At 63.8% G+C, this 25,500-nt stretch carries 33 protein-coding genes; 9 read left to right on the top strand and 24 right to left on the bottom strand.

Translation table 11 applies throughout. The features are described from left to right. Positions 1-7: 7 nt before the first annotated feature. Genes mobF through FHY04_RS17025 form a run of 3 tightly spaced genes read right to left on the bottom strand, consistent with a single transcriptional unit; the run spans position 8 to position 5,878 of the window. Positions 8-3,268, bottom strand: a complete 3,261-nt coding sequence (gene mobF, locus FHY04_RS17035; RefSeq protein ID WP_066667194.1) for a MobF family relaxase — start codon at positions 3,266-3,268, stop codon at positions 8-10. Positions 3,269-3,270: 2 nt separating this feature from the next. After that, positions 3,271-5,601, bottom strand: coding sequence for a type IV secretion system DNA-binding domain-containing protein (locus tag FHY04_RS17030; RefSeq protein ID WP_066667199.1), 2,331 nt, complete (start codon positions 5,599-5,601; stop codon positions 3,271-3,273). After that, the gene (locus FHY04_RS17025; RefSeq protein ID WP_066667201.1) at positions 5,588-5,878 is read right to left on the bottom strand and encodes a ribbon-helix-helix protein, CopG family; all 291 of its coding nucleotides are present in this window, start codon (positions 5,876-5,878) and stop codon (positions 5,588-5,590) included. Before FHY04_RS17025 ends, FHY04_RS17030 begins: the two co-directional genes overlap by 14 nt. Before the next feature lie 530 nt (positions 5,879-6,408). Between FHY04_RS17025 and FHY04_RS17020 the strand changes: the two genes are divergently transcribed. Beyond that, the gene (locus FHY04_RS17020; RefSeq protein WP_066667202.1) at positions 6,409-6,633 is read left to right on the top strand and encodes a hypothetical protein; all 225 of its coding nucleotides are present in this window, start codon (positions 6,409-6,411) and stop codon (positions 6,631-6,633) included. 178 nt (positions 6,634-6,811) lie between these two features. Here FHY04_RS17020 and FHY04_RS17015 read toward each other — a convergent pair whose 3' ends face one another. The 5 genes from FHY04_RS17015 to FHY04_RS16995 all read right to left on the bottom strand — a co-directional run bounded on the left by FHY04_RS17015 (position 6,812) and on the right by FHY04_RS16995 (position 11,059). Further along, the gene (locus tag FHY04_RS17015) at positions 6,812-7,393 is read right to left on the bottom strand and encodes a hypothetical protein (protein ID WP_066667203.1); all 582 of its coding nucleotides are present in this window, start codon (positions 7,391-7,393) and stop codon (positions 6,812-6,814) included. 318 nt (positions 7,394-7,711) lie between these two features. Beyond that, entirely contained in the window at positions 7,712-7,966 is a 255-nt protein-coding gene (locus FHY04_RS17010) for a hypothetical protein (protein ID WP_066667205.1), read from the bottom strand. A gap of 317 nt (positions 7,967-8,283) precedes the next feature. Next, positions 8,284-8,616, bottom strand: coding sequence for a hypothetical protein (locus FHY04_RS17005; RefSeq protein WP_066760017.1), 333 nt, complete (start codon positions 8,614-8,616; stop codon positions 8,284-8,286). Positions 8,617-9,360: 744 nt separating this feature from the next. After that, the gene (locus tag FHY04_RS17000) at positions 9,361-10,527 is read right to left on the bottom strand and encodes a DUF2493 domain-containing protein (RefSeq protein ID WP_082730931.1); all 1,167 of its coding nucleotides are present in this window, start codon (positions 10,525-10,527) and stop codon (positions 9,361-9,363) included. A gap of 76 nt (positions 10,528-10,603) precedes the next feature. Then, positions 10,604-11,059, bottom strand: coding sequence for a DUF736 domain-containing protein (locus tag FHY04_RS16995; RefSeq protein ID WP_066667206.1), 456 nt, complete (start codon positions 11,057-11,059; stop codon positions 10,604-10,606). 857 nt (positions 11,060-11,916) lie between these two features. Between FHY04_RS16995 and FHY04_RS16990 the strand changes: the two genes are divergently transcribed. The 3 genes from FHY04_RS16990 (at position 11,917) to FHY04_RS16980 (ending at position 13,239) form a co-directional block, all read left to right on the top strand. Further along, the gene (locus tag FHY04_RS16990) at positions 11,917-12,207 is read left to right on the top strand and encodes a hypothetical protein (protein ID WP_183937291.1); all 291 of its coding nucleotides are present in this window, start codon (positions 11,917-11,919) and stop codon (positions 12,205-12,207) included. Positions 12,208-12,369: 162 nt separating this feature from the next. Continuing rightward, positions 12,370-12,705, top strand: a complete 336-nt coding sequence (locus FHY04_RS16985) for a hypothetical protein (protein WP_183937290.1) — start codon at positions 12,370-12,372, stop codon at positions 12,703-12,705. Positions 12,706-12,729: 24 nt separating this feature from the next. Beyond that, positions 12,730-13,239: a hypothetical protein gene (locus tag FHY04_RS16980; protein ID WP_156442234.1), complete on the top strand. Its 510-nt coding sequence runs from the start codon at positions 12,730-12,732 to the stop codon at positions 13,237-13,239. Between the two features lie 26 nt (positions 13,240-13,265). Here FHY04_RS16980 and FHY04_RS16975 read toward each other — a convergent pair whose 3' ends face one another. After that, positions 13,266-13,580 carry a hypothetical protein gene (locus FHY04_RS16975; protein WP_156442233.1) on the bottom strand — a complete coding sequence of 105 codons (315 nt, stop codon included), beginning with the start codon at positions 13,578-13,580 and terminating at the stop codon, positions 13,266-13,268. 153 nt (positions 13,581-13,733) lie between these two features. Between FHY04_RS16975 and FHY04_RS16970 the strand changes: the two genes are divergently transcribed. Both FHY04_RS16970 and FHY04_RS16965 read left to right on the top strand, forming a co-directional pair. Continuing rightward, positions 13,734-13,937 (top strand): hypothetical protein, encoded by a 204-nt coding sequence (locus tag FHY04_RS16970; RefSeq protein WP_066667130.1) that lies wholly within the window; start codon positions 13,734-13,736, stop codon positions 13,935-13,937. A 163-nt stretch (positions 13,938-14,100) separates the two neighbouring features. Then, positions 14,101-14,343 carry a hypothetical protein gene (locus tag FHY04_RS16965; RefSeq protein ID WP_156442232.1) on the top strand — a complete coding sequence of 81 codons (243 nt, stop codon included), beginning with the start codon at positions 14,101-14,103 and terminating at the stop codon, positions 14,341-14,343. 30 nt (positions 14,344-14,373) lie between these two features. Here FHY04_RS16965 and FHY04_RS16960 read toward each other — a convergent pair whose 3' ends face one another. Continuing rightward, complete coding sequence (locus FHY04_RS16960; RefSeq protein ID WP_066667134.1) at positions 14,374-15,066, bottom strand: hypothetical protein; 693 nt, start codon at positions 15,064-15,066, stop codon at positions 14,374-14,376. Positions 15,067-15,226: 160 nt separating this feature from the next. Here FHY04_RS16960 and FHY04_RS16955 point away from each other — a divergent pair, with 160 nt between their 5' ends. Beyond that, a complete protein-coding gene (locus FHY04_RS16955; protein ID WP_066667137.1) occupies positions 15,227-15,634 on the top strand; it encodes a hypothetical protein in 408 nt (135 codons plus the stop codon). 15 nt (positions 15,635-15,649) lie between these two features. On the opposite strand, the gene FHY04_RS16950 is transcribed toward FHY04_RS16955, so the two are convergent. The 4 genes from FHY04_RS16950 to FHY04_RS16935 all read right to left on the bottom strand — a co-directional run bounded on the left by FHY04_RS16950 (position 15,650) and on the right by FHY04_RS16935 (position 17,122). Beyond that, the gene (locus tag FHY04_RS16950) at positions 15,650-15,922 is read right to left on the bottom strand and encodes a hypothetical protein (RefSeq protein ID WP_183937289.1); all 273 of its coding nucleotides are present in this window, start codon (positions 15,920-15,922) and stop codon (positions 15,650-15,652) included. Between the two features lie 4 nt (positions 15,923-15,926). After that, positions 15,927-16,160, bottom strand: coding sequence for a hypothetical protein (locus tag FHY04_RS16945; protein ID WP_156442288.1), 234 nt, complete (start codon positions 16,158-16,160; stop codon positions 15,927-15,929). Positions 16,161-16,232: 72 nt separating this feature from the next. Continuing rightward, positions 16,233-16,667, bottom strand: coding sequence for a response regulator (locus tag FHY04_RS16940; protein WP_260171597.1), 435 nt, complete (start codon positions 16,665-16,667; stop codon positions 16,233-16,235). An 80-nt stretch (positions 16,668-16,747) separates the two neighbouring features. Beyond that, positions 16,748-17,122 (bottom strand): hypothetical protein, encoded by a 375-nt coding sequence (locus FHY04_RS16935; protein WP_183937288.1) that lies wholly within the window; start codon positions 17,120-17,122, stop codon positions 16,748-16,750. Positions 17,123-17,253: 131 nt separating this feature from the next. On the opposite strand from FHY04_RS16935, the gene FHY04_RS16930 reads away from it, so the two are divergent. Next, a complete protein-coding gene (locus FHY04_RS16930; RefSeq protein ID WP_183937287.1) occupies positions 17,254-17,718 on the top strand; it encodes a hypothetical protein in 465 nt (154 codons plus the stop codon). A gap of 7 nt (positions 17,719-17,725) precedes the next feature. Here FHY04_RS16930 and FHY04_RS16925 read toward each other — a convergent pair whose 3' ends face one another. From FHY04_RS16925 to FHY04_RS16895, 7 genes are all read right to left on the bottom strand, one after another. Further along, positions 17,726-17,914, bottom strand: a complete 189-nt coding sequence (locus FHY04_RS16925) for a hypothetical protein (protein ID WP_066773433.1) — start codon at positions 17,912-17,914, stop codon at positions 17,726-17,728. 238 nt (positions 17,915-18,152) lie between these two features. Then, the gene (locus FHY04_RS16920; protein WP_066773408.1) at positions 18,153-18,404 is read right to left on the bottom strand and encodes a hypothetical protein; all 252 of its coding nucleotides are present in this window, start codon (positions 18,402-18,404) and stop codon (positions 18,153-18,155) included. Between the two features lie 207 nt (positions 18,405-18,611). Next, the gene (locus FHY04_RS16915) at positions 18,612-18,962 is read right to left on the bottom strand and encodes a hypothetical protein (RefSeq protein WP_156442287.1); all 351 of its coding nucleotides are present in this window, start codon (positions 18,960-18,962) and stop codon (positions 18,612-18,614) included. Positions 18,963-19,021: 59 nt separating this feature from the next. Continuing rightward, positions 19,022-19,564: a hypothetical protein gene (locus tag FHY04_RS16910; RefSeq protein ID WP_066773402.1), complete on the bottom strand. Its 543-nt coding sequence runs from the start codon at positions 19,562-19,564 to the stop codon at positions 19,022-19,024. After that, on the bottom strand, positions 19,561-20,151 hold the full coding sequence (locus tag FHY04_RS16905) for a hypothetical protein (protein ID WP_066773399.1): 591 nt from the start codon (positions 20,149-20,151) through the stop codon (positions 19,561-19,563). The genes FHY04_RS16910 and FHY04_RS16905 overlap by 4 nt, the downstream gene beginning before the upstream one ends. Before the next feature lie 256 nt (positions 20,152-20,407). Then, positions 20,408-22,684, bottom strand: a complete 2,277-nt coding sequence (locus tag FHY04_RS16900) for a DNA cytosine methyltransferase (RefSeq protein WP_066773395.1) — start codon at positions 22,682-22,684, stop codon at positions 20,408-20,410. Between the two features lie 82 nt (positions 22,685-22,766). Then, the gene (locus FHY04_RS16895) at positions 22,767-23,018 is read right to left on the bottom strand and encodes a hypothetical protein (RefSeq protein WP_221211855.1); all 252 of its coding nucleotides are present in this window, start codon (positions 23,016-23,018) and stop codon (positions 22,767-22,769) included. A 29-nt stretch (positions 23,019-23,047) separates the two neighbouring features. Between FHY04_RS16895 and FHY04_RS16890 the strand changes: the two genes are divergently transcribed. After that, a complete protein-coding gene (locus FHY04_RS16890; protein WP_066773393.1) occupies positions 23,048-23,776 on the top strand; it encodes a CPBP family intramembrane glutamic endopeptidase in 729 nt (242 codons plus the stop codon). A gap of 40 nt (positions 23,777-23,816) precedes the next feature. On the opposite strand, the gene FHY04_RS16885 is transcribed toward FHY04_RS16890, so the two are convergent. From FHY04_RS16885 to FHY04_RS16875, 3 genes are all read right to left on the bottom strand, one after another. Continuing rightward, positions 23,817-24,170, bottom strand: a complete 354-nt coding sequence (locus FHY04_RS16885; RefSeq protein ID WP_066773391.1) for a DUF3768 domain-containing protein — start codon at positions 24,168-24,170, stop codon at positions 23,817-23,819. Positions 24,171-24,231: 61 nt separating this feature from the next. Beyond that, the gene (locus FHY04_RS16880) at positions 24,232-24,525 is read right to left on the bottom strand and encodes a hypothetical protein (RefSeq protein ID WP_066773389.1); all 294 of its coding nucleotides are present in this window, start codon (positions 24,523-24,525) and stop codon (positions 24,232-24,234) included. Positions 24,526-24,543: 18 nt separating this feature from the next. Then, positions 24,544-25,470 (bottom strand): hypothetical protein, encoded by a 927-nt coding sequence (locus FHY04_RS16875; RefSeq protein WP_066773387.1) that lies wholly within the window; start codon positions 25,468-25,470, stop codon positions 24,544-24,546. Positions 25,471-25,500: the final 30 nt, after the last annotated feature.

Raw genomic sequence — 25,500 nt, 5'->3', positions numbered from 1 at the left:
GCGTTCCTCACATATCCAGGCTTAGATTTTTCTGAGGGAGCCCCGGCAGCTGGTCGCCGTGGCCAGGCATCGCGGGCAGGGAGCTCAAATCGTCCATGTCGAGCGGGCGCATTCCCAGCTCGTCGTCCTTCCGCGTCTCCGGGCGCTTCTGGCGATCCTCGTCATCCTTGCGGTCGAGCGCGAGGCCGTCACGCTCCATCTGCTTCGGATCCGAGTAGTCGTTCTCCGACTTGCCCATGGGTGGGAGGTCGTCAGCCGACGTCAGCGATGCGTCGAAGATGATCCGCTGCCCGTCATCGCGATCGAGTGTCGCTGCTGCTGCGCTAAGCGCGTCGTCGGCCGCCTTGGTATGTCGCCCCGGGCCGTCGATATCGAGGCGTCCGAGGGTCTCGAGCGACGCCGTCTTGTTGCCGGGGTTGCTGTCGAGTTGTCGGTCCAGCTTCTGAAGGTTGTCGATGACCATCGTCAGCTCGAACCGCACGCGGGTGACGGCGACGTTGAAAAGGCGCTGGTTGGACAGGTTGCGCTCGAAGCTGCGCATGGCGACTATCGCGTCGTTGGTCGTGACGCCCTGTGCCATGTGCATGTTCAGGGCGTATGCGAGATCCATGCGGTGCATCATCCGGTCACCGTTCTCGAGCGTGACCTCGTCTTTGTTGGCCAGCTGTACGGTGACCTTCCCGTCCTCGATCCGAGTGATGGTGCCGAGCGAGGCGTTGAAAATCCCGCGGTCCTTGTCGTTATCCGTCCACCTGATGCGATCGCCCTCATGGATGCGGATCGTCTCCAAGGTCGCGAGCGACATGCGATCCTTGCCGATCATGGGGTCCATGCGCTGGGGATTGAATTTGATGGCGCGCCCATTCTGGACCACCTCCACCCTGCCGTTGGCGAAAGTGCGTCTGACCTCCGCCACGCCGCGGCGCAGGCCGAGCTCCGGGATCACCTCCTGTATCTGAAGCTGCTGACCCTTCTCGTAGGATTGGGCGTACCGCAGCTCCTCGCGGGTCAAATTGATGTTCTGCAGGACTGTAACGAACAAGCCATCGCCCTTGAGCGTGCCCTCGTCCCGCAAGCCCTTCTGGACCGCATCATTGATGTCCGCTCGTGTTTCGCGCCCGGAGGCGAAGATCGCCGTTTCAGCGCGCTTCTCCGGCGACAGGTCGAGCCATAGCTCCGCCGCACGCGCGGCCGGGTCTTGGTGTTCGACCACCTTGTCACCGAGCACTTTTAGCGCCTGGCCCGCCTTTCCGACGTTGGCGAGTGCTGCAACCGTCCGAAGCTGGTCGGTCTGCTGTCGCAGATTTTCATCCATCCGAGCCATGCCGATCATCGCCGCCTGCATCATCGCGAACGCCTTGCCGGCGTCGATCGGGAGCAGCTGCTGTCGGTCGCCGATGAGCGCGATACGTTCGATGCCGAGCGCCTCTGCGATCGTCAGCATCTTCAACATGTCCTGGTTGGAGACCATCGACGTCTCGTCGACGACGATGACCGTGTCCTTCAGCTCGTCCCGCCGCGCCTGAGCAGCCGGCGTGTTCGGGTTTATGGCGTGCTTCTCATTGTGCCAGATGAAGTGCGCGATCGTCTCGGCGCTGACGCCGGCGGCCTGCATCTGGTCGACCGACATCTCCCGATTGGGGATCGCATCGGGCCGGGCCATGCCCTCCTTCATGTCGGCGACCATCTTGTTCTGAAAGGCGAGGCCTAGCACCGACTTGCCTTCAGATTCCGCCACGCGTGCGACAGCTTGGAGCATCGTCGACTTGCCCGCGCCGGCGATGCCCTGCACCGCGACGATCTTGTCAGGCGAGGACACGACCAGCGTTGCGGCTGCAAGCTGTCCTTCGTTCAGCGCGTGAGGGGAGGCGGCCTGTAGGCGGTCTGGTGCCTCCGAAGGGGCAACCAGCGGTGTCGCAGTGCCTTTGCCGGCCTCTACTCGCTCAAGGATCCGTTCCTCGGTTCTGAGGGATTCCGGCGTCGTTACGGCGGCCACCATCCCGGCGCTGCTACGGATCTCGCCGGCAAGCAGCTTGCCCTTCTCGGTCAGCTGATCGATGCGCGCCTCGACGTGATCGATCGTCACGCCCTTCAAATTGAAGTCGAGTGCCTTCTTGGCGACCTGGTTCTTCTCGAATGCCGCCTCGCGCTGGCCCAAGGTCCGGATCGCCGAGGCAACGGCGAGCTGCGCGTTGGCTTGCCCGGCGCTCTGCGCCATTCGCACGAAACCGCGGTCGACGAGCGGGTCGGGCGAACGCATCAAGCCCGACACCGTTTCTCTCGCCACCTTCACGGCGTCTGCGATGGCATTGTAGCTGCGGCCAATAGCCCCGGCGTTCTCACGCTGCTCCATCTTCGCGGCGGCGTTCATCGCACCCTCAAGCAGCGCCTTTCCGTCCCAACCGGCTGCGGCTGCATCCTTCATCCAGTCGAGGACCAGGCCGTCCCGATCCTCGAGGTTGAGTTTGGGATCGCGGGTTGTGACGGTGACACCGTCTCGCCCCTTAGGTGATACGATACCCAGCTCGGCCGCCTTCTCGAGGATCTGCTCACGGCGCTGGCTGAAGGTCTCGAGGACGTCCTTGGGCACCCCGACAATCTCGAACGTGCCGTGCTTTCCGGTCGCTACAAGTTGGTAGCCGAGCTTCTCCAACTCATTGCGGAGATACGCATGGTAGATTGCGCCGATCACGGTGTTGTTCGCCCAGATTTTGTCAGCGTGGAGCGCATGCCACTCGCCATCCGGCCCCTTCGTCAGGTTGGCCAGGATCGCATGGATATGGAGCTGGGGATCGAGCGCGCGGCTCGTGTCGTGCTGAAAGAGTGCGTAGACCAAATTGCCGGTCTTCACCGCCTCCGTTTTGCCGTCCTTCGTGATGCGCGTTTCAGCGAGGTTCTTCTCGATCCATGACAACGTCTGCTGGACCGCCTTGGTATGGGCTCCGTCCGGGCCGAGGATACGCTTGTCCCCTGCCACATAGGCCATGAGCGAGACTGACTTCGGTGCCGAGAAGGTGAGGTCGTACCCCGGCCGCCGACCCTCTCGTTGGTCGACCTTCTCTCCTGAAGGCAGCTCGCCATGCAGTGCCTTCGCGAAAGCCTCTTGGCTGACCGCGCCGGTAAGGCCTGCCGTGGCGGCGCCTTCCCCGCCCCAAAGGCTGACGTCTCCAGCCTTCTCGTCGGTGTAATAATCACCTGCGACATAGTCGTCCTTGGTGAAATACTTCGCCGCGCCGGAGGCCGATTTCACGGTAGCGATCGAGTGCATCGTTACAGCCCGATCCCGTCGTCTTCAGGGAAGGCGTCACGCGCTTCGCGGACGGACAGATCCTCCGGCCGCTCCGCGGTCGGTGTCGGATCGTCACGCAACCGTTCGTCGCTGCGCGCAGGGGCGCTGCGCCCATCCATGGACCGGGCCCGGTCGTCACGCTCATCATCGCTGGTCCGGCCGCGATCGGCCGGCGATCCCGCTTCGGTGCTGCTCACCACCGTCGCCTCCGACGATGGGCCGTCACGGGAGTTATCGACCTCCCCTTCGCTGGGCTGGGAGAGGATATTCGCGGCGAGATTGTTCGCGACGTTGGCCGGTTCTACCTCCTCCTCCGACAGTGCCAGCGACTCCCCACGCCCGCCGTCATCACCACCGCTGTTCGGCTTTCCACCACCTCCGCGACCAGACGCCGCAGGCGCGTCAGGATCGCGCGGTTTCCGCGGGACGAAACCTTCCGCGACCTTCGGGTAGTGCTCCCACTCGAGCTGGATGCGCGCGGCAGGGAAGCCGTCAGGAAATTTGACGAAGCCGTGCATGGATGGAAGGTTCGTAATGTCGTCTGGGATGACCAGCGGCTCGACCTGCTTCCGAGGCGTCAGGGTCGAGGCATCGCGGGTGTTGTTGTAGCCGTAGCTATACCCCTCATCCATCTGCCGGATTTCACGGTTGCCGATGTATCTGGCGCACTGCTCCGCGGTATCGAGATCGGCCGCAGCCAGGATCAATTTGGTGCGCGCGAGCGACGACAGATTGCGGGCGTTTTCCTCGCCGTAGACCTGCACCAGCTTGTCGAAGGAGTGGAGCCCAAGGATCATCGCCCCGCCGAAATTTCGGGCGGTCTGCAGGCCGCTTTCGATCGCCGGGAGCCGGTGAAGGGCACCGAGCTCGTCAAACATGAACCACGTCCGCAGCGACCGGGTTTTCGGCATCGTCATGAGCGAGTGGATGGCGAGGTTCGACCACAGCGTGAGCAGCGCCCGGTTCATCTCGAGATCGGTGTAATTTGAGGTGATGAAGAGGATCGAACCGGGCTTCTTGTCGCCGGTCATCCAGTCCTTGATCGAGTAGGTGCGCCCCTCGTCGGGGAGGAAGCGCAGGACCTGCGCATTGGTGTTGAAGACGGCGCGGATCGACTCCGCCATGCGCGCGGCTTCAGGCGCCGTCAGAGGGTCTGCGATCGTCTTGGCTAGGTGCTTGTGAACCTGCTTCAGGTCGGCCGTCATGAGGTTGTCCGCCAGTGCCTGGTTCGTTGTCATTTTCTTCTCGATGAGCTTCATGCACATCTCGATGAACAGGGTCCGCGCGGCGAGCGCCCAGAAGGGCTCGGAGGAGCCGCCATCGGACGGAATGAGGGCGGCGGCAGCGGCCGTGAACTCGCTGTAGGTCCGGCAGTCGTTGAAGATCGACCAGGCCGGGCAGCGCGCGTCCATCGGGTTCAGGATCGTGTCCCGTTCGGGGTCGTAGAACGCCTCGACATAAGCCCCTGTCAGATCGAACACGACGGCGCTGTCTTGGCGCTGCCGGATCTGTGCGATGGTCTTGCGGAGGGCGGTCGTCTTACCGGCGCCGGTCGTGCCGAGAAGCAGGGAATGGGACTGCTCAAGGCGGTGCGGGTAGGGGATGCCCGCGATCGTGTACGGATGGTGGATGCCTCCCGCTTTGCGGGCTCCAAACGGCAGCTTCAGGACCTGCTCCGGCGTCTTGTTCGGGAACAGGCTTTGAGCCTCTTTCACGAACTCGATTTTGTTGTGCTGGACGATCTCGGCATAGAGGACATCGCGCTCGACCAGCATGGCTCCGCGCTCGTGACGCTCCTGAACCATTGCCTTGCCGCGCCGCTTGGAAAAGTCGACGTACCAGATGGCAAGGGGCACGGTGACGCAGGACGCGATCATGGCCGATCCGATCACCCCGCGGACGGCTTTCGTCCAAGCCCGAGCGACTTCCGGAACGTAGGGCACATAGCCCATGATCGTGCGGTGCAGACTGTTGTCGGGCATCCGCAAATCGACCTGCTTCAGGTTGTCCAGGGCGACCCAATTCCAGAGACCCGCTAGAACCCGCATGCAGATCAGCTGGACGTTGTTTTCATCGAGGGTGATGGACAGGATAATGACGTAGGCGAGAGCGAACACGCCGAGCCACATCAGGATCGGCAATTTGGCCCCCTGCAGCCACATCAGCACCTGAGTGTTTAGGAGCTGCGAACCACGCGTGAAGTTGCCCGAATTGCGGGGGAGTTCGCCTCGCGCCGAGTGGTGTTCCTGAGGGATAGGACGGCCGTCATTGCGGATGTCACGCCGCATGGCCTTGGGGTCATCGCGCGCCATGATACTGCTCCATCCGAAGGTCAGTCTGGGCGATCAAATGGTCGCGCAATTCGGGGTGGTTTTCGCGAATGATCGCGTCGAGCGCGATCTGCGTATATTCGGTCACGCGCATGTGGCGGAGCTGGCTGTCGTCGGCACGCTTCGCACCGGCGACGAATTGCTCGATCGCCAATCGGATCACGTCTGACGTGCTGCGATTTTGGCGTGCCGCTACCGCATCGACCTGGTCACGTAGATCCCGCGGGATCCGGACCGTGCAGTGTGTTTTGGTACTCAAGAACCAGCTCCCTAGCAGGGGGGCTGGTGGGCACTCCGTGGTGTAGTTTTTAGCGGGTCTTCAATGCTCATTCAAGCCGCTCGTTGATTTGCGCCTCGAAATCGTGCCACATCGTAACACGCAAAAAGCGCGGTTTTCTGCGGTTTTCTGAGTGTGTTACGTTGTGCCACAAAGCGTAACACATTGTGACCCTCATTCGTCATCTGCTAACCTGTTGAAATTGCTCGGGAAAAGGCAAGCGAAGCTTGCGTAGGGTGTGCTCTACTGTAGTCCCGATTCCTTCGTATTGCTCTGGCTGTTCCGGTCCGTCGAGACGGCTCGGGATCGCCTCGGTTTTCCGCCGGGATCCAATCCGCCGCTAGGCGGAAAGCAGCTGCCTGAAGGGCGCTGCGCGCCGGGCGTATGGTCCTCTTGTAGGGGGATAGCCAAGGGTTTCGCTCCATGGTCGTTCGAGTGGCTTCCTGTGCGATCCATAGGCGGCTATATCGGTCCCGTTCAGAGCCGATAAGCCGTACCGAAAAGGACACTTTATGGCGAAGTCACTGGACGCTGAAATGGCCGCGATCGCGGCCGACGAACGCAAGCTCGCCGAGCGCCGTCAGGCGCATCAGGCGAAGGTGCGGGAGGCGGCTGTCGGAGCAGTCGAGAAGGCAGGGCTGTTCAAGGTCCCGCTCGATCGACTGGAGGGGCTGATGAAGGCGGTGAAGACGCTGGGCGTCGACGAGGTTGAGAAGCGGCTCATGGCGCAAGCCTGAGCCGGTTCGAGGCCGATGGTCACGGCGATGGCCGCATGGGGCTGCTACCTCATGCGGCCATTCTGTTTTCTGGTCAGGACGCGGCGCAGCCGGCTTGAGGTTGGCAGGCAAAAAAAGGGACGCGCCAGCCGATAGGCTGGGCGTCCCTGCGGGTCGCTGAGCGTGGCTCGCTTGGCCGTCAGGCCCATGCGAGGTGGTATTCTCCCTCGACCGGCTTCAGCGCCGCCATGGTGGTCAGCGCTTCGACGTATCGAGACATCTGGGGATCCTCGTCGAGCCGTCGCCGGATGCGCGGATCCATGAGCCGCTGTCGGAGCTGCGACAGCGGGATCGCGCCGCACGATTCCTCGTCCAGACCGAGGCTGGCGAGAAGGGCGAAGGCGTTCCCGTTGGCGACCTCCAATTCGGGTGCGCCATCGGGATTGAGGCCAAGGCCGAGCCGCAGATCGCCGGTCGGTTCCTGTTGCCAGACGCGGACGCGGCGTGCCCGGAACTGGGCCTCGTCGATGACGGCAATAACGGCCGGATCGTGGTCGAAGCAGCGCGCGATTGAGGCGAGCGCGAGAGGGCACACCCGGACCTCGATCTCGAACGACCCGGAGGCTGGTTCACCGTGGATCGGGATGACCATCGGAGCCCCGGTCCGGCCGCTATGCTCGTCGACAAGATCGCGGAGCGCGCCGAGCTGGTCGGGAGTGATGACGGCGGGTGAGGGCGACAGGACATTGTGGCCGTCGTCGACGCGGAACGTGATGGTCATCTCGACCTCCTTCGTTGAAACCGCTTCTCCCTTTCTCTCTCCTCTCCGGCGACGATCCCGGCCCCCTGAGACTGGGCGCGAGCAATGTGTCAGCGTGCGTGCTGGAGAATGGTTTTATGAGCGCGTCAGCAGCGCCAGGGCGGGCTCGATGCCCGCACTGGCGCTTCCCGGCCGAGGCGTAGCAAGGGCGGCCCGAAGGGGCCGCTCCGCAGCGAGCGAGCCGGGTAGGGCGCGCGGATCGCAGACAGGAAAAAGGCCGCCCGGATCACCGAGCGGCCTGTTGGAATGGCAACCGGAGAGCGTCGCCGCCCGGCCAAGTTACTTGAGGAAGTTGCTCCAGATGGCGGCAGCGCCGAGCAGCGCGAGCAGTGCTGTCTGCACGCCGAACCAGATGGTCAGCGTCGAGCGCGTCGTCTCGATCTTGCTGTCGATGCCCGTCAGCTTCGCCTCGAGCGCCTTGTTTGCCTGACCGACTGCCACGTCCACGTGCTCCTCGATCGCTGCCACTACGGCAGCCGCCTTGTCGTCCTCGACATTAGCGTCCTTCAGAGCACGAAACAACAGAACCTGCATAACCATTCCTCCTTTGTCTTCATGACGGAGATCACGCGTCGGTCGGGGTGGCGAGGGTCAAGGACCGCGTAGCGGCCGCGGCAGCGGCGGTGGGGGTCACGATTTTGCGTAGCAAAATGGTGGGGCCCCGCCGTCCTTGAGGCTCGCCGCACCGGCCGACAGACTGGGACGACTTGAGATAGAGGGTTTACCCCGCGGCAGCAGCGCCAGGGCGGGCTCGATGCCCGCACTGGCGCTTCCCCGGCCGAGGCGTAGCAAGGGCAGGCCGAAGGACCTGACCGATGCGAGCGAGCCGGGTGACGGCCGGGCCTTGAGCCTCACCCCGGGGAGGGGCTTGCCGCGAGGATCATCAGCGCCGCTTCGTCGGTGCGGCCCTGTGCGATGATGATCCCGCGCGCGTTCCCACGCGCTGCCTCGGCGGCTATGCCCTCGGCGATCTGATGCGCCTCGTCGAACTCCCCGGAGCAGTCGTCATCGATCACCATCTCCTCCAGCTCGTGATCGAAGCGTCCCGTGTATCGGCCGGCCCATCCGTCACGCTCCCGGAGCGCGTCTTCCAGTCGCTGGATCGTCCGGAACCCGTGGCGCTGAGCGGCCAGATAGCCGGCTTCGTGCGTGGCGTAGCTACGCTGCGTGTTGATGCTGTTCATGACCGTCTCCTTCGTCTTGATGACGGTGTCCTCGCGTCGGTCGGGGTGGCGAGGGTCAAGGACCGCGTAGCGGCCGCGTCAGCGGCGGTGGGGGTCACGATTTTGCGTAGCAAAATGGTGGGGCCCCGCCGTCCTTGAGGCTCGTCACCCCGGCCGACAAACTGGGACGACTTGAGAGAGAGTTTTTCCCGCGGCAGCAGCGACGGGGCGGGCTCAATGCCCGCTCCGGCGCTTCCCCGGCCGAGGCGTAGCAAGGGGAGGCCGAAGGGCCGGACCGAAGCGAGCGAGCGGGGCGGGGGCGGGGTTGTCCACGGCTGACCCGAAACCCCTTTCAGCGGGAAGACGGTCGCCAATATGGCGGTGGCAGATCCCGGGTGCCGCTCGCCAGCTGGCCGGGCCGTCATCCCCCGGTCAGCCGTGGACGCTGCGGCTTTAGCGCGCAGATCCTAACAACATGCGGTTGAGCCGCGAACACGCGCTGCCGGCGCTGCGGGCGTGCGGCAGCGCCTTACCGGAAGGGGGAAGGTGACCGGGCGCGCGCTGACCAGGCGCGGCCCGACGGGGCCGTGCCAAGGCAGTGCGCGCCCGGTCACCTGGCGTGGGGGAAACCAGTAGGGTTTCCCCCACAAAGCGACGGTGGCGAAAAGGGGCCAGCGCCGGGGATTTCTCGTCGCTGGCCTAGTCATTCCTGCCAAGGAAAGGGGATGGGCGGCGCGTAGGGGGAAAGCGCGCCGCCCGATGGGTTCAACCGAACGCGGCGCGCTTGGTTGCGACGGGGGCGGGGGCCTGTCCGTCGATCCGGAAAGCGTGGGTCGGGATGCGGGCGGTTTTCAGCACCTGCAACAGGTTGGATTGCAGCCCGGACCCCTGACAGACGATTGCCTCGACCGGGTTAAGGGCGGCAAGCTGTTCGTTACGAACGAAGCCCGCGCGCTTGCCATAGCGGCCCGTCTGCGGGGTGAAGGCAACAACCGTGACGCCTCGGCTTGCGGCCCATGCTGCGGCGATAGCATCGCATCCCTTGCGCTGCGCGGTCGTGCACAAGGTCATGTGCGGAACGCGCGCCTTGATGGCGTCGAGCCGGTCCCAAAGCTGTTGCCAGTCGTGCCACTCTGCGCCGCCCGAAAAGACGACAAGCGGGCCGGTGGGGTTGCGCTTCTCGCGGTGGTCCTGCGCGCGCGCTTTGAGGAAGTCGATTGCCGCGATCTGGCTTGCGGTGCCTCCGCTCGAAACCTTCGATCCGCGCGCCGGGGACCATGGGTGGCCGGTCTGCGCGCGGTAACAATCGGCGGCATAATCGCGCATACACTCGATGGCGGCGCGCTGTTCCGTCTTGGTCTGGGCGCGGAGTTGCAATTCCTCCATCTCGACCGCGTAAATCTCCGACGGGTCATAGCGGCGGGTCATCTCGCCAAGGTCGGCGCAAAGCCGGTCTTCCTCGCGTTCCAGCTTCTGCGCCTCGTAGTGGAACGAGTTGACGAAGCCCCATGCGATCGCCTGCGCGCTCGCCTCTAGGCGAGTGTCGCGGAACAGGTCGAAAAGGGTCGCCATGATCGCCGCGCAATCGTGTTGCGCCTCGATCGGCTCGGGCATGTCCAGTTCCTGCCGCTCGCCCCCCATTTCGACGATGGAAAGCGCGCCAACGTCGCCGAACGCGTCCTGAAAATTGGTCGTCGCGGTCGCCTCGGCGTAGCTCTCCGCGATCTCGTCGGCCGCATCGGTCGCCGTCGCGCTGTGCTCGGCGTTATCGTCGGCGGGGTGGCAATCGTTGGTGTCCGTGCGCGCGGCGTTCGCCCGGCGCGTCGCCCATCCCTTGCGGGCGGCGTCTGCGCGGGTGGTGTCGCTCGTTGCGAGGGCTTCGCCCATGGCGGCAAAGCTGCTAAAGCGCTGCGAGGTCGTTTCCTTGGTCATGGCGTCAATCCTTGGCAATTGGTGGCGGCTAGGGTCGGGGGAGGGTTGCACCCCTCTCCCCGCCCGTCTGGCTGGCTTAGAAGGCCGGGACGTAGTCGTCGGCGGTCTGGTCGTCGCTCACGCGGCCATCGGCGGTCGCGTTGCCTGCGAAGTCGTCGGCGTTGTTGGTGCGGCTGCGGCGACCGGTCCGGCTGCCGTCGAGGTTCTCGCGCCGCGGGGCGGGGCGGTTCCAGACGACGCGATAGCCTTCCTCGACGTCGCCAAAGAGCATGATCTGGAGGGGTTCGGGGAGGCTCGGGTCGTCCAGCTTGCCCTGATAGAAGCTCTCGCCGCTGCTGTTGCTGGTCATTTCCCAAAGCGCGCCGATCTGAACCCAACGCTTCGCGACGTTCAGGACCATGATCTCGAAGGCGGGCGCGCGCTCGTTGTTGCTCTCGACCGGGCGGAGACCCAAGCGAGCGAGGTCGATCGTGGCGGTTGCGACCGAACCGAGCAGCTGACCATTGACCGACTTGAAGGAACCGATGTTCATGATCTTAACTCCTATTTGCGGGGGCCTCTCCCCCTGTTTGCCGGTGCTTGGGGCCTTTCCCCTTCCGGCATCTTTCTTTTACCCCTTCCCCTATAAGTATTGAAGCGCATTGTTTTCTTGACACTAAAGTCATCGTACACGGTGAGTCCGAGCATAAATAGCTCCTGACTAGGGAGCGTAAATAAACAAATCAAAGGCGTATTGATCGCCCAAGCGATCAATTCCCCTTTTACTGTGCTGATGGGCAAGGCCCGGCCTCTGTTCTCATCGCACCCGGAGCCGTCCTCGCAGGGGCTCAAGAGGCAGGCACGGCCGGCGGGGTCAACATGAATGACGGAGGCTCCGCCGCTTTAGCGGTGGAAACCGTAGGGCCTTTAGGCCCGGTATTCTTGTTGAGGCGTCTTCAAACAAACAAAAGCATTGCCCGCTTGCGGGCAATTCTCCTTTGACGCCGACCCCGTCGGACGGGTCTGGCACGCCGAGACACTGGGAGACGGCGCAGGGTGCGATGAGAACATAGGCCCACAAAGCACTCATCATGCGCCTAGCGCATGATTCAACAGCCGAAGGCTGCCAGCGGTGAACGTCGTGCGCGCGTGACTTCTGGGGCTAGGGGAGGGGCAAGCCTCTCACATCCGCGTAGATCGCCTCAGGAGCGCCGTGGGGTCGTCTCCGGGACCCGGACAAGGGATCGTCACCCGTCAGGGCGGAGACCCGCTCTTGCGGGGCTCCGGTCGGCTCTTGCCGACTAGAGCCCGGCCCCGCCCACCGGGCGGGGATGGCCCTCACCCATCTTCCCCTTATGCCGAGATGCAGCCACGATGTCCGGCATACGAGGGGCAACCGGGATCATCGTCATGTCGACATTCGACAAAGGCCTGTTGAGCGCGACGATCGATGCAAATGGCATCGCATGGGTCACCTACGCTGGCCCGCCGTTCACCCTCTGGCAGTTGCTTGAAAGCAATGCAGTCGGCGCCGTTACCCGTCGATCGTCAGCCGACTCCAGCGACGTGCTCGAACCGATCTTCCGGGCCGGGCCGTGCTGCTGGATTCTCTGCCTCCAGTATTGCGGCGACGGCCTACCGCCTCCCTTTCCCCTCGCCACGCTGGCTCAGGTCGCTTACTGGCATCAACGCGTTGTCTGAGCGCTACCCTGCGATTTCAACCGACTGGAACGTGGTCACCGAAGGTGTCGTTTAGGATCACGCGGCAACTGGGCGCGAGGGCGCGATCTCGTTTGCCTCGCACCTGGGTTTAGGTCAGCATCGACCCTCGTCATCCTGCTGCTCGTCATCATCGCCATTCTGTTGTTCGGTGCGGCAGCGGTCCGCAGCGCGATCGGCATCATGGTATCTGGCATCGTCGCGCTCGTGTTCCTGCTCTACCTGCTGGGTACTGGCTGGCATGGCGTCGCGACGATCGGTTTGGTACTGCTCGGCGTTGGAGCCGCCTTTGTGGGATCGGTGGTGCTGAAGGCGCGCGCTGATGAACGTGCCACTGAGACGCGGACGCAACAAATCTTGGCGATGTCGGACGAGGACCGAGCGCTAAGGATTGCCGCCATCGCCGAGAAGCAAAAGGCTGATGCATGGCAACGGCGTTACGAAGCGGGGCGAAAGGCCGGTCCGCACAAGCGCAAATAGGTTCGCCGCTCAAGGAAATTGCACGTGACTGGCGAACCCGAGATCAATGAAACGGCATCGCGCGGCTATGAGCCACCAGCTCGAGTGCGCGACTATTTCGCGGAGATGTACGTCGCCGGCGTCCTCGCCGACGCAGGGTGGGATATCTATTTCCCTCGCCGCGATAACGGCTTCGACATGATCGTCAGTCGCCCGGCCACGAACACGACGATCGTCCGGCCGGTGCAGGTCAAGGGCAAGTACGCGAGCGACGAGAAGACCGACAAGAGCGCCTATGGCTATGTGGGCCGGCTGACCGCCTTCCACGATGACATGATCCTCGCCATGCCGTTCTTCACGTCACAAGACGCCCATGCGCCAGCTCTGATCGCATGGCTCCCGCGCGCGGCGCTTCGGCCTCATAGCAGGGGGTGGCGCTGTCAGCCCGCTCGGTTCGTGAACTCTGCGCCCGAGCCGCGGCCTGGTTACGCGCAGTATTTCGGCGAGCCCGGGTTGATGGTGTTCGCCGCTGAGGTTGGCGTGTCGATCATCTGATCGATGCCGATGGAGTGAGCGCTCGGCTATTGGCGCGGCGCTGGGCGGCGCAAGTGCCGAAAGGCCTCTACCTCCGGGAACATCAGCCGGGGCAGGTCGAGCAGCCAGCCCGACGCCGTCCAGCAACCGATGCAGGCGACGACCCAAACGGCGATGTACGATCGCCCGTCGACGTAGGGCAGGGCGGCATAGGCATTGAAGAGCCAGATGAACAGGGCGGCGAACAGGAAGACCCGCTTCCAAGTATAGCGATCGGTGATGCGCCGCATGCTCCGCTCCACGTCCTCAAGAGACTGCGGTCGGGTGTCGCGTTCGATTGGCTGCACGGCGCTGTCCTCCATGGTCGTCAACGTAGCCACGTAGCCGACGGCAAGAAAGCCGGAGCGAGCAATCTACCCTCGTGCGCCACCACCCATGGTGATCGCGCGCCATCGACCTCTTCCAGCCTTCGGGCCGGACTGGTAATCATCAAGTCAGCGATGGGAGTCTGTTGGATGAACAAGGCACTTCGGGGGATCGCAGCCTTTATGCTTGCAGGCATAACTTCGCTGCCGCTATTCCTCCTGGCAAATCATTATGCAGGCGGCTTGATATCGTTCTTCCTTTTTATGTTCGTGCTCGTCCCGAAAAGCATAATGATCGCGCGGCACGTAACAGGGTATGATATTTTGGCCGAGGCCGGTTTCCCGCCCTCTTGAACGCGTATTTAACAGGCTGTGGTGACGCCAAACGCTGACGCACCATCGTCTATCGAGGCATGGCCCAATGTTATCAATTCGCTCGTTCTCAATCGGCGCTGCTTGTGCGATAAGTATGCGGTTACCGCACGTCTGCGGTACGCTGCTTAATAGGAGCAGGCGAGTGAAGTTACGTCTGACGGTTTCTTTCTGCATCCTTGCGGCGTTGGTCGCGGTGGATGTCATTTTCGCGCTCTGGGCCGTTGATCTCGCGCGCGCCACCTTTGCCGGCCGCCTTGAGCCACTGGCTGTTGCCCTCGGTGCCTTTCTCGCTTTGGGCATGGGCGGCGCGGTGGTGACCGCAGGGCAGGCATTGCTTGGCCGCTGGGTGAACGAGGCCGCATCACGCAGAGGCGATGCTGTCTGACTAGCTGCGATCGCGCCACGGCGTGATAGGTTAGTCGGTATCAGGCCTGAAAGCGGATAGAATGTCGTCGAGCTGCTGCTGCGACAAAGTGATCGTCGGTTGTGTAGGCGTCGCCGTCGCCAGCGGTTGTCGGAAATCGAGCAGCGGTCGAAATTCGGCGGGCCAGGTGTCGCGCAGCTGCGCCTCGATCGCGGGCAGTGCCTCGTCGGGGGTAATGCTCCGGCCGGACCGGGCAAGCTGGCCGTTCGTCATGCCGATGGTCCCGCAGCGACAATCCATACCGAACGGCGGTTGCCACCGCGTCCAGAACGGATGCTCGCGGGGGAGCAGCACGTTGGCCAGCGGAAGATGCGAGGAATCTGTGCGGGCGTCGCCTACGATCGTCCCGTACTTGAAGGGGAGGGCGGTCGCCTTGCCGTCCTGCGCGTGCCGGTGGGCAGCGCGAGCAAGCTTCAGCGTGACGCCGAAAAAGCGCTCGGCGAGGTCGCGCTCCGTTCGAGGGTCGAGCCCGGTGTTACTCCTCGCGACCAGGTTGAGGAAGTTTGCCTCGGCGCCTCCGCGCAGGAGTGACGTGACCATCCCGTCATGAAGCTCACCGGCGAGCGCCTCGGCATAGGGCACTTCCCAGTCGGTCATTGCCGCGATCTGCGGGGTCCATGCTGCGATCAGGAGATCGCCGCGATCCGAAACCCAGTCGACGATGTCGTCTGCTGCGATAATCATGTCTTGGTCTATCCGCACGGCCGGCGGGTGACACGCTGCTATTTCGGTGTCGCTCGCGGGAGCGGTCCGCAGGCAAAAAAAGGGGCCGGCGCTTGCCGACCCCTTTGGTTTCAGGGAGGGCTATGCCAGCCCTTGAGGAAGACGCAGCATGGATACGGTAGTGAGGCCGTCGACGACCTGGCTCCTGTTCGCCGACGCATGGCGCGCGCGCGATCAGCGCATCGACGACATCGCCCATCCGTCCGCCGAGCGTGATGCCACCGCCTTGTTGCGCCAATATGTTGCGGCTGCGGGGTTGCTCGGGGGTGCAGTCGCCGTAGCGATCGTGGGCATCGCAATCAGTCCGCCATCCGCTGTTGCTGCGATCGGTGGCATCATCGTCGCGCTGGCTTTTGGCTATGCCTTGGTGCTGACGGAGCTCACGGCCGTACCGGAGACGCTTCGGGCTATCCCGACGTTGCCGTCTCGCCGATTGAGGCGATTGCGCCTCGCGACCGCTGCGATCGGGACCGTGGAGACAATCCTGCCGCTGATCCTGGCAGTCGCGATCGTGGTAGTCCACTGGTGAGGCGATCGAGCGGCGTCAGCTCGTTCGGCCCGACATATCGACCCAATTGTCTATGTCGTGACCCGAAGCATCGCGGATCTCGTACATGTCCGCGCGGGTGAGGCGGCCATCGGACCAAGCGGCGCGATACGCCGCCTGACCCTGCGGGCCGGTCTTGGATAGCACGGTCGCGGCGCGCTCTTCTTTGGGGCCGACGGGGATGAAATAAACCGCGACCAGTCCGGTAAGGGCCGCAGACGTGAGAGCGATGGCTGCCAGCCGGACAGTGCGCGCATGAGGCTGCTGCATCCGTTCAGACCCTCCGCAGAATGCCGAGGCGCCTACGAATTAACGCGGTGCCGATGATGTAGGGCGGGCCAGCGAGCAAGCCCGCTACTGCCCAGACCCAGAGGTCGACGTCGGCGTAAACGAGCGCGCCGACGATCCCAGCCCAATAAGCTGCCTCGAGGAGGTGCATGAAGGCGTTGAGGTAATCGCGTCCCGTCGTCTTCGGAACGACGAAGCTGTTGCGGCGCGGCGTGGCCATATCCGGCACTCCCGTTGATAATTGCGTGAACATACGGGAAGCCGGGGCAAAGCCAAGTCAGGTTTGGTCCGATCAGACCGCGGCTTTCAGCGGCTCAGGTTTCTTCCCGTCGGGTAGTTTCTCGCGAAGGTGGTTCCGTACTAGCGCCGCGGAGAACGGCTTCCCGATGAACGTCGCCTTCTCCGGCAGGTCGCCATCGTTCGGTTTGACGCGACCGCTGGCGATGACAATCTCGATCCACGGCCACCGCGCCGCGACATGGTGAGCGAGGGCAAAGCCGTCCGTCTCTCCTGGCATCTCGACGTCAGAGAAGAGGAGCGTGATACCTTCGGCGTGCTCGGGGAGCATAGCTTTCGCAGCATCGCCATGATCGGCCGAATGACAGCGAAACCCAACATCCTCGAGGATGCCGCACGCGTCCATAAGGATGATAGGGTCATCATCGACGACAAGCGCGAAAGGGATCGTTGAGGGTTCCATTCCCCTCAAACCCTTGATTTGGAGCAAAGTCTCCTAACACGCGTCGATTTTCCAACGACTGTCACGCGGTCGAGCGCCGGACAGTCGGGGGGAGGGGAGGTACATCCTCACGACGTTATGCCGACGTTCCCGCGATAGTACCTTTCGGACAGACGACGCTCGCGCACCGCCAGCACGACGAAGGTGATCGCATAGGCCAGTCCCGCAGCAAGCAGGACCAGAAGCGGCACACCAAATGCTGCCAAAGCGATGATAACGGTAGGTCCGATCATGCTGAGGAGCGTGAAGCTCTGCGAGGAGCCGGGTGCGCGAAGTCCGTCCCTGTTGGTGCGCCAGTCTGCTCCGCGGCCTGCTCGCATCGCAGCGCGCATGTTCCACAAGCCGGCTCCCATCGCGATGGCGATCCCCAGAATAAGCAAAACGTGCATTCCGAACCTCCAACGTGTGAGATGTGTGTGACCTTCATAGGGCTGCGCGGTCAAGCGCGGCGACCTGGTGCCACCACTGATGATGTTCCCGGCAAGATTCATCCTGTGGGATCTACGTGGTATGAAGAAAAAGACTTGCGCACCCTGTTCACGTTATGTTCAATACGCGCCACAGGAGGACGACCATGAAGTTGAAGGACGCGATGCGCGGCTATGATTACGATCTGCCGCTTCTGGATGCGCTAAACGATCCGCAGCTGTCGGTCGATCGCCGGGTGCTGGCCGGAGCGACCATCGGCGTCGGCCTGGACATCGCCTATTTCGCAATCCGTGAGCTGGAGGAAGCGTTCGCGGCCTTGGCGCACGACCATAGCAACGGCGTCGAGGAGGGTGTCGGCTTCGAGGAGGTCGCCGAGATCCTGAAGGCGCAGAGCCCGTTCCAGATGCGTCTATGGCACCTGCTGGACGTGACGCCCCTGCAGCTGGCGCTCGAGGACCTCGCGTGGCTCAAGAGCCTCGCGTATCGCCGCGGCCGTATGGCGGCGGTCGTCCGCGACGAGAACCTGCCGATCACCTACATGACCGATGAGGCGCTCTGCGAAGGCGTCACCGCATCGCAGCTGATGGCGCGAACGCAGGCGAGCAGCTGATCTGTCTTCAGGCGACCAGTACCTGCATGGTCTCGGGCGCCTGGGGCCTCTGCCGCGATACGCGGAAGGGTTGAGTAGCGTTGCCGGTGCGAACGACGAATTGATCGACGCCGGTCGCTTCGCGCAGTTGGATTGCGACGGCATAGGCGTTCTCGAAGGACGCCAGTGAGCGGCAGGTAGAAGCTGTGTTGAGCATGGCGCGGTACTCGTCTGGCACGTCCTGTCACGGCACGCGCCGCAGCGCGTCCGTTCATGGATTGTTGAACATGTTGGGTATATCAAAGGGAGCGGACCGGATTCGACGCACTCGCGTTTAATCGGTCTATCCGCCGTTTCGACGGAGGATCCTTTGATGATGGGGTCGGGGCCGCTGCTATCGGTTTCGGCCCCATTTTCGTATCCGCCGCTTGTGAGAGGCGCCGTAGGCGTCCAATTTAGCGGGGCATCATCATCCCGCTGGCGAGGCCAACCACGTAGCCGTCAGCCTCGGCCTTTCGCTTGACCATCTCTTCGCACGTCAGCGGTTCCGAAGGCGGAGCCATGCTTGCTGCTCCGATCATGCCGCAGAAGCCGAGCCCTGCAACCACGGCGGTTACCTTCAAAGTCACCGCACCACCCTGGTAGAGAATGGTTATGGAGGCGGTGACCAGGACCGAGATTACGAACACCAAACCAGTATGATCCATGGTTTCAACTCCTACAGAGTTACGATATGGAAGCATCGGCGAACGGCATCGCAGGCGCGCGCCAATCGCACCGCGTCACACCAAAAGGACGCAGCTTTACAGCGCCGTTAAACGCTCCGTTTTACATAACCATTATTATCGCTCTGAAAGAAAGCGCGCTGCCGATACAGGCGTGCAGGCGTCTAACAGGCGCTAACAGCAGCCTGATTACTGGCGCGTCCGGTCGCGATTAAGCCATCTGTCGAAAGGACCGAACAGCTTCGGGAGTTTGTAGGTGACAAGACCGATCATAAAGAAAAGGCCGCTGCCGAGAAAGTTCTGAGGTAGCCGGTCAGGGGACAGTCCTTCCCACATCAGGCCGGTATAAACGCAGGCGAGCCCGATCAGGTAGACGACAGCGGCGAAGCCCGAAGCTGCTACCATACCGTAACCGACGCTTGCGACGGCCTGGTCGTCAATCTGCCCTGTAGCCCGCTTCATCATCGCGAGGAGCAGGACGAACATCATCACCACCATCGGTGTCCCGGCGACGATCTGAAGCCATTCGATGGCAACCATCTCTCCGAAGGGCCCGGATCCAAGCATGGCAATTCTCCCTCAATCTGTCCTTACGTCTTTCACCCTCCCCTCTCAATCGCGCGTCGCTCCCGTTCGTGGCGCAGGCGGTCAACCGTCGCGACGTCTGCGTGAGATTGGATCAGCCGATCGAGTGCGTCGTCAGGAAGGTATCGCGGATCGAGTTTCGGTCCCTTGGCCTTGGGCGCATCGCGCCCGATGGCGATCAGATGACGGCGGTTGCGCACCTCGACCAGTAGCGCTCCGCGTTCCGCTCGGTTGAAGGCGCGATCGAGACCGTAAAGCCACCCCGCCGAGGCCTCGACCAGCATCGCCTCGCAGCGCTGAAGATCGTCATCGTGACGGCATTCACGGATTCGGTCGACCGTCAGGGCGCGTGCCGTCTCGCGGGTTCGGCGATAATGATCGCTGTTTGGGCCTTCGAGCGCGAAAAGCCGGTGCATATGGCGGACCCACGCTCCCATGCTCTCCCATGCAAACGGCTTCGGCGCGCTACGCGGTTCTGCACGATAGGTTTTCATCGGGGCGAGGGACCGCGGCGGCTTTTTGTCGCCGTAGAAGAGGTCGGGCTCCCGCCAGCTCATCGGACCGGCTCCAGGTCCCGCAGCTCTGCCATCTCGATCTTGGCCGTGCGCTCGGCTCCGACGGGATTGAAGAAGACATAGCAATGGTCCGCGAATGGGGCTCCGCATAGGCGCCACACCACGCCTGCCCGACCGAGAAAGCGTTGGATTCCGAATGCCGGATCAACGGATCCCGGTGCGTCGACCAGTCGGACGCGCTGGCGCACTGCGAGCCAGTTTCCGGCCTTGCGGACGATCGCGGCGCGTTCGTCCGGCGACAGGATAGACGGCCGATCTGATCGTGGCGGACCGAACGTCGCAAACGGGTCGCCTTTGATCCGCTCCAGCTTCTGCTCGATCGCTTCGACAGGCGGCCGATCCCAATCCGGCGCGGCCCGGTTGCGACGGAAGTGTGTCGTCGCTTTGGATCCGAAGAGATCCTGCTGATACCCAACAACACGCCGCTGGCGTTGCTCTTCGGCATAGGTGGCTCGCCATACGTCGTCGTCCGTTTGCGGCCTCGGGGCTTCATCGGCACGACGAACGAGCGCCATCAACTCGGCGAACTCCTCCGGGGAGGTCGTGGCTATGCGCGGATCGTACCTCATCGCAGGACCCTCGACAGGTGTCCTGCGTACACTGAGACCACCTTCCAATAGGCAGCCATGGGGGCCTTGTGACGCCGCCAGCATTCCTCGGCTCGCGTCTGCGCGTCGTGTCGCAGCTCGAGGAGGACGAGCCGTAGCTCAGCTCGGGTCGCCGGCGTCATCGCCTGCAGCCGGGCAATGCTCGGCAGCGCGAGGACCGGGTTGCGCACATGGGCTTGGCTGGACCGCGGCCGCGAGAGGTTGGACCGATCGACCATCATGCCTCTCCCCATTCAAGGCCACGGCCTTCGGTGATCGCCTGTATGGGGCTGTGGTCGACTGCGAGCGCCATGCGCAGCGGCGAAACCCAGATCGCCTTGTGCGAGAGCGTGAAGGTTTCGCCGAGCCGGGCGAGTAGCAGCGCTTCACCTATTTCCTCGGCCATGCCCTGCGCCGCAGCCGATGGGACCGCATTGCCGATCCATTCCCGCTTCTTGGCGTCCGATGTTCCCTCGAGCTCGAACGGTTGGGGCATCGACCAGGCATCGCGTTCGCCGTCGAAGCGGAAGACCTCCTCGGGGTCGAATAGCGACTGAAGAGCGGCCAGCTCCAAGGTCGTAAACGGTCGGTGCCATGTCCCATCGGAGGCGATGATCCGGGCAACCACCCGATCGTTCGGTGCCGGCAAGGTGGCCAGCGGCTCGGCCTCGGGGATGCGGGGATCCGCAACCGACCACTTGCCGCGGTCGTATTTCGCGTAACCGGGGACAGCGACGCTCGTGTCTTCCCAGCGGACCACGCCATAGTGCGCCTGGCTGTTGTAGCTGTGCTGATCTCGGGCACCGGAGCTGAGGCCGACCGGGCGAGGATCTGCGACCGACAGCGCACCGCCAGCGGGATGGATGGCCCCGGTGACGACCTTGGCGGTATCACCAAAATCGGTAACCGCGAGGATGTTGCGATGCGTGCCCGACGCATATCCCGGCCTCGGGTCGGCGACAGAAAGCGCACCAGACCCTACGCGATCCGAGCCGGTGATCGTCGGGGCTGCTTGGTCGGCCGCAACCACCTTCATCTTGTTGTGGTGAGCGCCGCTGCCGTGCGTCGGCCGCGGGTCGGCGACGGGCTCGCCAGCTTCGGAGCCGCCAAGTGGCACGATCCGAAACACGTTGCCTAAGCGCGGGGCGGCGGTTCGAGGGTCGGAGACGGCATAGGGGCCGGTTCCGACCGATACGTCGGCCTTGATGCACGGTGCTGGCTCTGACCACGGCCGCACGCCGAGCTGGACGCTCTTGGGATGGCCATTCACCCGCGGATCAGCGACGGCATGGGCACCGCCACTCGGCTTGGGGCTTCCGCTGATCGTCGCCGCGCTCTGCTCCCAGTCACGCACGCCGAGGACGTGACGATGCGTGCTCTCGCCGTAGTCGGGGCGAGGATCCGCAACGCTGTAAGCCCCGTTCGTCGGACCGGTGCGACCTGCGACGGTCCCGGTGTGGCCGTCCCAGTCGCGGACGCCGAGGACATCGGCGTTCCAGTCGGCAGGAACGCGGACGTCGGCAACCGAGAAGCGGCCTTGGGCCGGCGAGCGGGCCGAGGTGAGCGTCGGCGCGGGGTCAGACCAGTCGAGGACGCCAAGCGCGTTCTCTCGCAACGCCTGCTCGGGTACGATGGCGAAATCTCGGAGGTGCCCGTCCACGACGGCGAGATCGTTCAGCGCGCGCCAGTCCCGGCCCGCCGGCACGAAGGCAAGGCGCACCCACGTCTTCCACTGGAGCGCGGGCACGCGGTGCATGACGCCTGCGACCGGGTCGCCGGGCAGCGGCAGCTTGCCGATCACCTCGCCGACACCGCGCAGCCGCTTCTTGGCGGGCTGATAGATGAAATTCGGCACCTTGGACGGATGCCGAAAGAGGCGGAGGAACCGCTTGCGGCTCTGTGCGAGCCCGCCGATCGTGCCGCAGTCGTGGATACTGTCCTCGACGTCGCTCACCACATACCCGTAGGCGCGGTACAGAGCGTCGATCTTCGCAAGGAAGCGCGCGCCACGCGACGAGGCGATCCGCGGCACGTTCTCGAAGGCAACGATAGCGACCGGATCGTCACGATAGGCCTCAAGGCTGAGCATCATGCCGCGCGTCGTGAGGTCGTTGAGCGCCTGGTACTTGGCGGTCTCGGCCGCCCGCGCCGACAGCAACCCGGAGAAGCCTTTGCAGGGATAGCTTGCGAACAGAATGTCGAGGCGGCCGAACACGCTACGCACGTCGCGCGGCGTCGCTTCGCGCCACCCTGGAGGTGGCGCCTCACCGTGGAAGGCCCGGTATTGTGCCTCGCTGAAGAGGTCCATGACCGTGCCCTTCACGCCGGTCAGGCGCTCGAAATTACGGATGGCGCCTTCATCGACATCGATGCCGCCCGCGCACTCGAACCGGCCTCGGAGTGGTCCCACGCGGGGATTGGCGGCGTTCATGCCGGCAGCGCCGGCGCCAAGGCCGCACGCCATGTGGCCGTGGCGGATCACCACCTCGGCCGTCGCGTGCCTGAATGCGTTCATTGTGAGGCTCCCGGATCTACATGACCCAACAGCCCCTCTCCCCCTTCCCTCCCTGACGCCGCGGGCGACACGCCTTCATCGGCTACAGCATCAATCGGACCGCATCGGTGCTGCGCGAGGCACCGTCATACCCTCGCTGCCATGCGTGGCGCAGCTTCGTGCCGCGTCGATAGGCCGAATTGGCGTTGCCCATCACGAAGCTGCGCCAACCCGCCTTCTCGGCCTCCCATTCGGCGTTGCCCGGCGCCGGGCCGAGAAGCTGTACGAGGTCGAAGCGCCGATCGCGTGGACGGCATTGACGGACATGGTTCTGCTGAGACTTAATGCCCGACACTGCGGTCTCCTATCGTGAAGGGGTGAAGGATGAACGAGATGGCCGCAGCTCCCGCGCTCGCCGTGCAAACCCCGCGATCCGCCTCAAGGCCGTCCCTATGGGTCGTTGCGGCACTGCTGATTGCGCATCAGGCGGCCCTCACCATCATCCACTATCTCGTCGGCCCTGCGCTTGGTTTAGATCCGGCCTCGGCCTCGCTCACCGCCGCGTCGATCGCCCTTGGTGCCGTTGCGATACTCAGCCTGGTGGCGATGGATATCCGCAAGGTCGGCCGCTCTCGCGCTGTTTTGATGGTCAAACCGGATTGGGATCGTTCGACCCTTGTGACCATGCTGGGCGGCCTTGCGGTTGCGCAAATGCCGCTCGGCATATTGGCTTTGCAGGGTGCCACCGTCTGGCAGTCGGGTGCGTCGAGCAATCTCGAGGTCGGCCGCGCACTGGTGGCATCAATGGCCGGGCCATCCGGCATCGCGCTGCTTGTTGCGACGGTGCTGGTCGCGCCGATGGTCGAGGAGGTGCTTTACCGCGGATATCTGCTCGGCACACTCGTTGATCGTGGCTGGCGCGTGGTGGCAGTCATCGCCTCGGCCCTGTTGTTCGTCACCTTGCATTTCGAGCCAGCAAATCTCGTGGCATCGCTATGCCTCGGGCTGGGGACCGGCCTATGCGCCGTCCAATCGCGCTCCATCGTTCCTGGCTTGATCGTCCACATCGCGAGCAACGCATTCGGCATGTGGTATGCGACCCTTGCCTCCTGAGACGGTCAATGCCTGCCTCGGTCGGTCCACCGGGTTCGCCTCAGAGGTCGCCGCGCAACATCATCATGAGGACCCGGCGCGTCTTGGTTGGATCGGCGGGGTCTTCTGATCCGTACTCTCGGGCGAGATCGTAATAGTCGATCGAGAAATAAACGGTCTGCCCGCGAAACTCGAACTCGCCGCGATTTCGCTCCCGATCGCGCGGATCGAAGGCGCAGCGCCGAAGTGCATCGACGATCCCAATCTGAACCGCGAGTGCGCTCGTCCCGTCCTCGGTGAACGTGGCGAGGCAGGCGCTGGTCATCATCACCTTAGCCGTGCGATCAAGGCCTTGCCGGCACCGATCGTTGAGGCGGCCGATAGTATCGATATTGCTGTCGGTCGTATCGACCATCTGAGGTCTCCGAATAGGCGCGCGCAGCGCGCAGTCCCGGCGTTGGGTTCGTGATCCAGATTCACCAGTCGAAGACTGGGAGACCGTCGGCTTCAGGCTCGTCGCGATCGAGCATAATCCAGAAGGCGGATTTCGCGCGCGCGAGGGCCATGCAGGCTGCGAGGTCGACCGGGAGCGTCTCGTCGACGTCCTCCGGCACGTAGATGAACCATCCGTATTCGCCCTTCTCCCAGGCTGGGCCGGGATAGGTCGGCAGGAAGGTGTTGCAGGTTTCCTGCGTGATGTGAGCGGTCGACAGAACGAGCATCGGCTCGATCGTCGGATCTATCGGCCGCGCATCCTGATTGTCGTTCATGGTGTCCTCCGTGAGGGGTCAGGCCGCGAGCGGCGTTGGTCGGGCGAACAGCCCTGCGTTGAAGCGCTCGAGCCAGCTCTGCATGGTTGGGCGTTCGCCAACGGGCACGAGCGCGGCGACGTCCTGAAAACGGATCAGGTCGAGCGGCGCGTCGCGCCAAATGCGGTCGATTTCCCGGCTTGGGAGAAGCCCTTCCGCTCGAATGAAGTCGGTCATCCGGCCTGGGCGCGCTTTGGTCGAGCGGCGCCATAGCCCCTCCACGGTGTGGAGCCTCGGCGCCGCTCTAGCTTCGACCAAGACGATCAGCCGAAGGCACCAGCGAGGAAGGTCGCGGATCTCCTCAGCCTTGTTCGCGATGCAAATCCAACAGGCCGATTTCGGGGGTACTGGAAGACCTTCGGCGATGATCCGCCTGACGCAGGCATCGCGGTCCCAGCCCCATTCCCGCAGCGGCGACTGACAGTCATAGAGCGGATCCTCGATCGACAGCGCGTGGTTTGCGCGAAGTGTGTCGCGGGGGCCTGCGTCATAGCCGATGAGGCGCGTAACGCGCTGGCCGCGGTTCCAGGCGTCGATCGCCGGTTGCCAGTTGGCGAGAAAGGCATCCTGCGGCGCCTTCTTGTATTTGAGGCTGCAGCTCGATCCGCCCAGGCTCTTGCTCGGCAGGGTGGCGTTCGTGAGGCACATCTCCAGCAGGCCGTAATAGGGCGGCCAGTGTTTGAACCGTTTAGGGGTGTACGAGACCAGTTCGTGCCTGATGCCATGCCCGTCCATCCAAGGACGGATGACGTCGAGATAGGCGTATGTCGCCGGCTTCTCGACGCCGGTATCGGCGCTCAGAACGAGGTCCGGTGCCCGGCCTCGCGCCACGAGCTCAACCAGCAGGGCGGTGCTGTCGACCCCGATGCCGTAGGCCAAGACGACGGGTGGCGGGGGCATGTCCATGTCACCCGACCTCCGGTTGGCGCTCGGCGA

The organism is Sphingomonas sp. BK481, from assembly GCF_014194875.1.
GTDB classification, from domain to species: Bacteria; Pseudomonadota; Alphaproteobacteria; order Sphingomonadales; family Sphingomonadaceae; genus Sphingomonas; species Sphingomonas aerolata.
Note: the sequence above shows the minus strand (reverse complement) of the source record. Positions and strands in the feature narration are given on the sequence as shown.

Coding starts and splice junctions, on each gene's coding strand:
- FHY04_RS16905 (WP_066773399.1), bottom strand. CDS start 20,151: ATGAGGTACGATCCGCGCATAGCCACGACCTCCCCGGAGGAGTTCGCC.
- FHY04_RS16875 (WP_066773387.1), bottom strand. CDS start 25,470: ATGGACATGCCCCCGCCACCCGTCGTCTTGGCCTACGGCATCGGGGTC.
- FHY04_RS17005 (WP_066760017.1), bottom strand. CDS start 8,616: ATGAACAGCATCAACACGCAGCGTAGCTACGCCACGCACGAAGCCGGC.
- FHY04_RS16960 (WP_066667134.1), bottom strand. CDS start 15,066: ATGATTATCGCAGCAGACGACATCGTCGACTGGGTTTCGGATCGCGGC.
- FHY04_RS16975 (WP_156442233.1), bottom strand. CDS start 13,580: ATGGAGGACAGCGCCGTGCAGCCAATCGAACGCGACACCCGACCGCAG.
- FHY04_RS16990 (WP_183937291.1), top strand. CDS start 11,917: ATGTCGACATTCGACAAAGGCCTGTTGAGCGCGACGATCGATGCAAAT.
- FHY04_RS16950 (WP_183937289.1), bottom strand. CDS start 15,922: ATGCAGCAGCCTCATGCGCGCACTGTCCGGCTGGCAGCCATCGCTCTC.
- FHY04_RS17010 (WP_066667205.1), bottom strand. CDS start 7,966: ATGCAGGTTCTGTTGTTTCGTGCTCTGAAGGACGCTAATGTCGAGGAC.
- FHY04_RS16945 (WP_156442288.1), bottom strand. CDS start 16,160: ATGGCCACGCCGCGCCGCAACAGCTTCGTCGTTCCGAAGACGACGGGA.
- FHY04_RS16995 (WP_066667206.1), bottom strand. CDS start 11,059: ATGAACATCGGTTCCTTCAAGTCGGTCAATGGTCAGCTGCTCGGTTCG.
- FHY04_RS16885 (WP_066773391.1), bottom strand. CDS start 24,170: ATGGTCGATACGACCGACAGCAATATCGATACTATCGGCCGCCTCAAC.
- FHY04_RS17030 (WP_066667199.1), bottom strand. CDS start 5,601: ATGGCGCGCGATGACCCCAAGGCCATGCGGCGTGACATCCGCAATGAC.
- FHY04_RS16915 (WP_156442287.1), bottom strand. CDS start 18,962: ATGGTTGCCATCGAATGGCTTCAGATCGTCGCCGGGACACCGATGGTG.
- FHY04_RS17020 (WP_066667202.1), top strand. CDS start 6,409: ATGGCGAAGTCACTGGACGCTGAAATGGCCGCGATCGCGGCCGACGAA.
- mobF (WP_066667194.1), bottom strand. CDS start 3,268: ATGCACTCGATCGCTACCGTGAAATCGGCCTCCGGCGCGGCGAAGTAT.
- FHY04_RS17015 (WP_066667203.1), bottom strand. CDS start 7,393: ATGACCATCACGTTCCGCGTCGACGACGGCCACAATGTCCTGTCGCCC.
- FHY04_RS16890 (WP_066773393.1), top strand. CDS start 23,048: ATGAACGAGATGGCCGCAGCTCCCGCGCTCGCCGTGCAAACCCCGCGA.
- FHY04_RS16920 (WP_066773408.1), bottom strand. CDS start 18,404: ATGGATCATACTGGTTTGGTGTTCGTAATCTCGGTCCTGGTCACCGCC.
- FHY04_RS17000 (WP_082730931.1), bottom strand. CDS start 10,527: ATGACCAAGGAAACGACCTCGCAGCGCTTTAGCAGCTTTGCCGCCATG.
- FHY04_RS16970 (WP_066667130.1), top strand. CDS start 13,734: ATGAACAAGGCACTTCGGGGGATCGCAGCCTTTATGCTTGCAGGCATA.
- FHY04_RS16925 (WP_066773433.1), bottom strand. CDS start 17,914: ATGCTCAACACAGCTTCTACCTGCCGCTCACTGGCGTCCTTCGAGAAC.
- FHY04_RS16900 (WP_066773395.1), bottom strand. CDS start 22,684: ATGAACGCATTCAGGCACGCGACGGCCGAGGTGGTGATCCGCCACGGC.
- FHY04_RS16880 (WP_066773389.1), bottom strand. CDS start 24,525: ATGAACGACAATCAGGATGCGCGGCCGATAGATCCGACGATCGAGCCG.
- FHY04_RS16910 (WP_066773402.1), bottom strand. CDS start 19,564: ATGAGCTGGCGGGAGCCCGACCTCTTCTACGGCGACAAAAAGCCGCCG.
- FHY04_RS16930 (WP_183937287.1), top strand. CDS start 17,254: ATGAAGTTGAAGGACGCGATGCGCGGCTATGATTACGATCTGCCGCTT.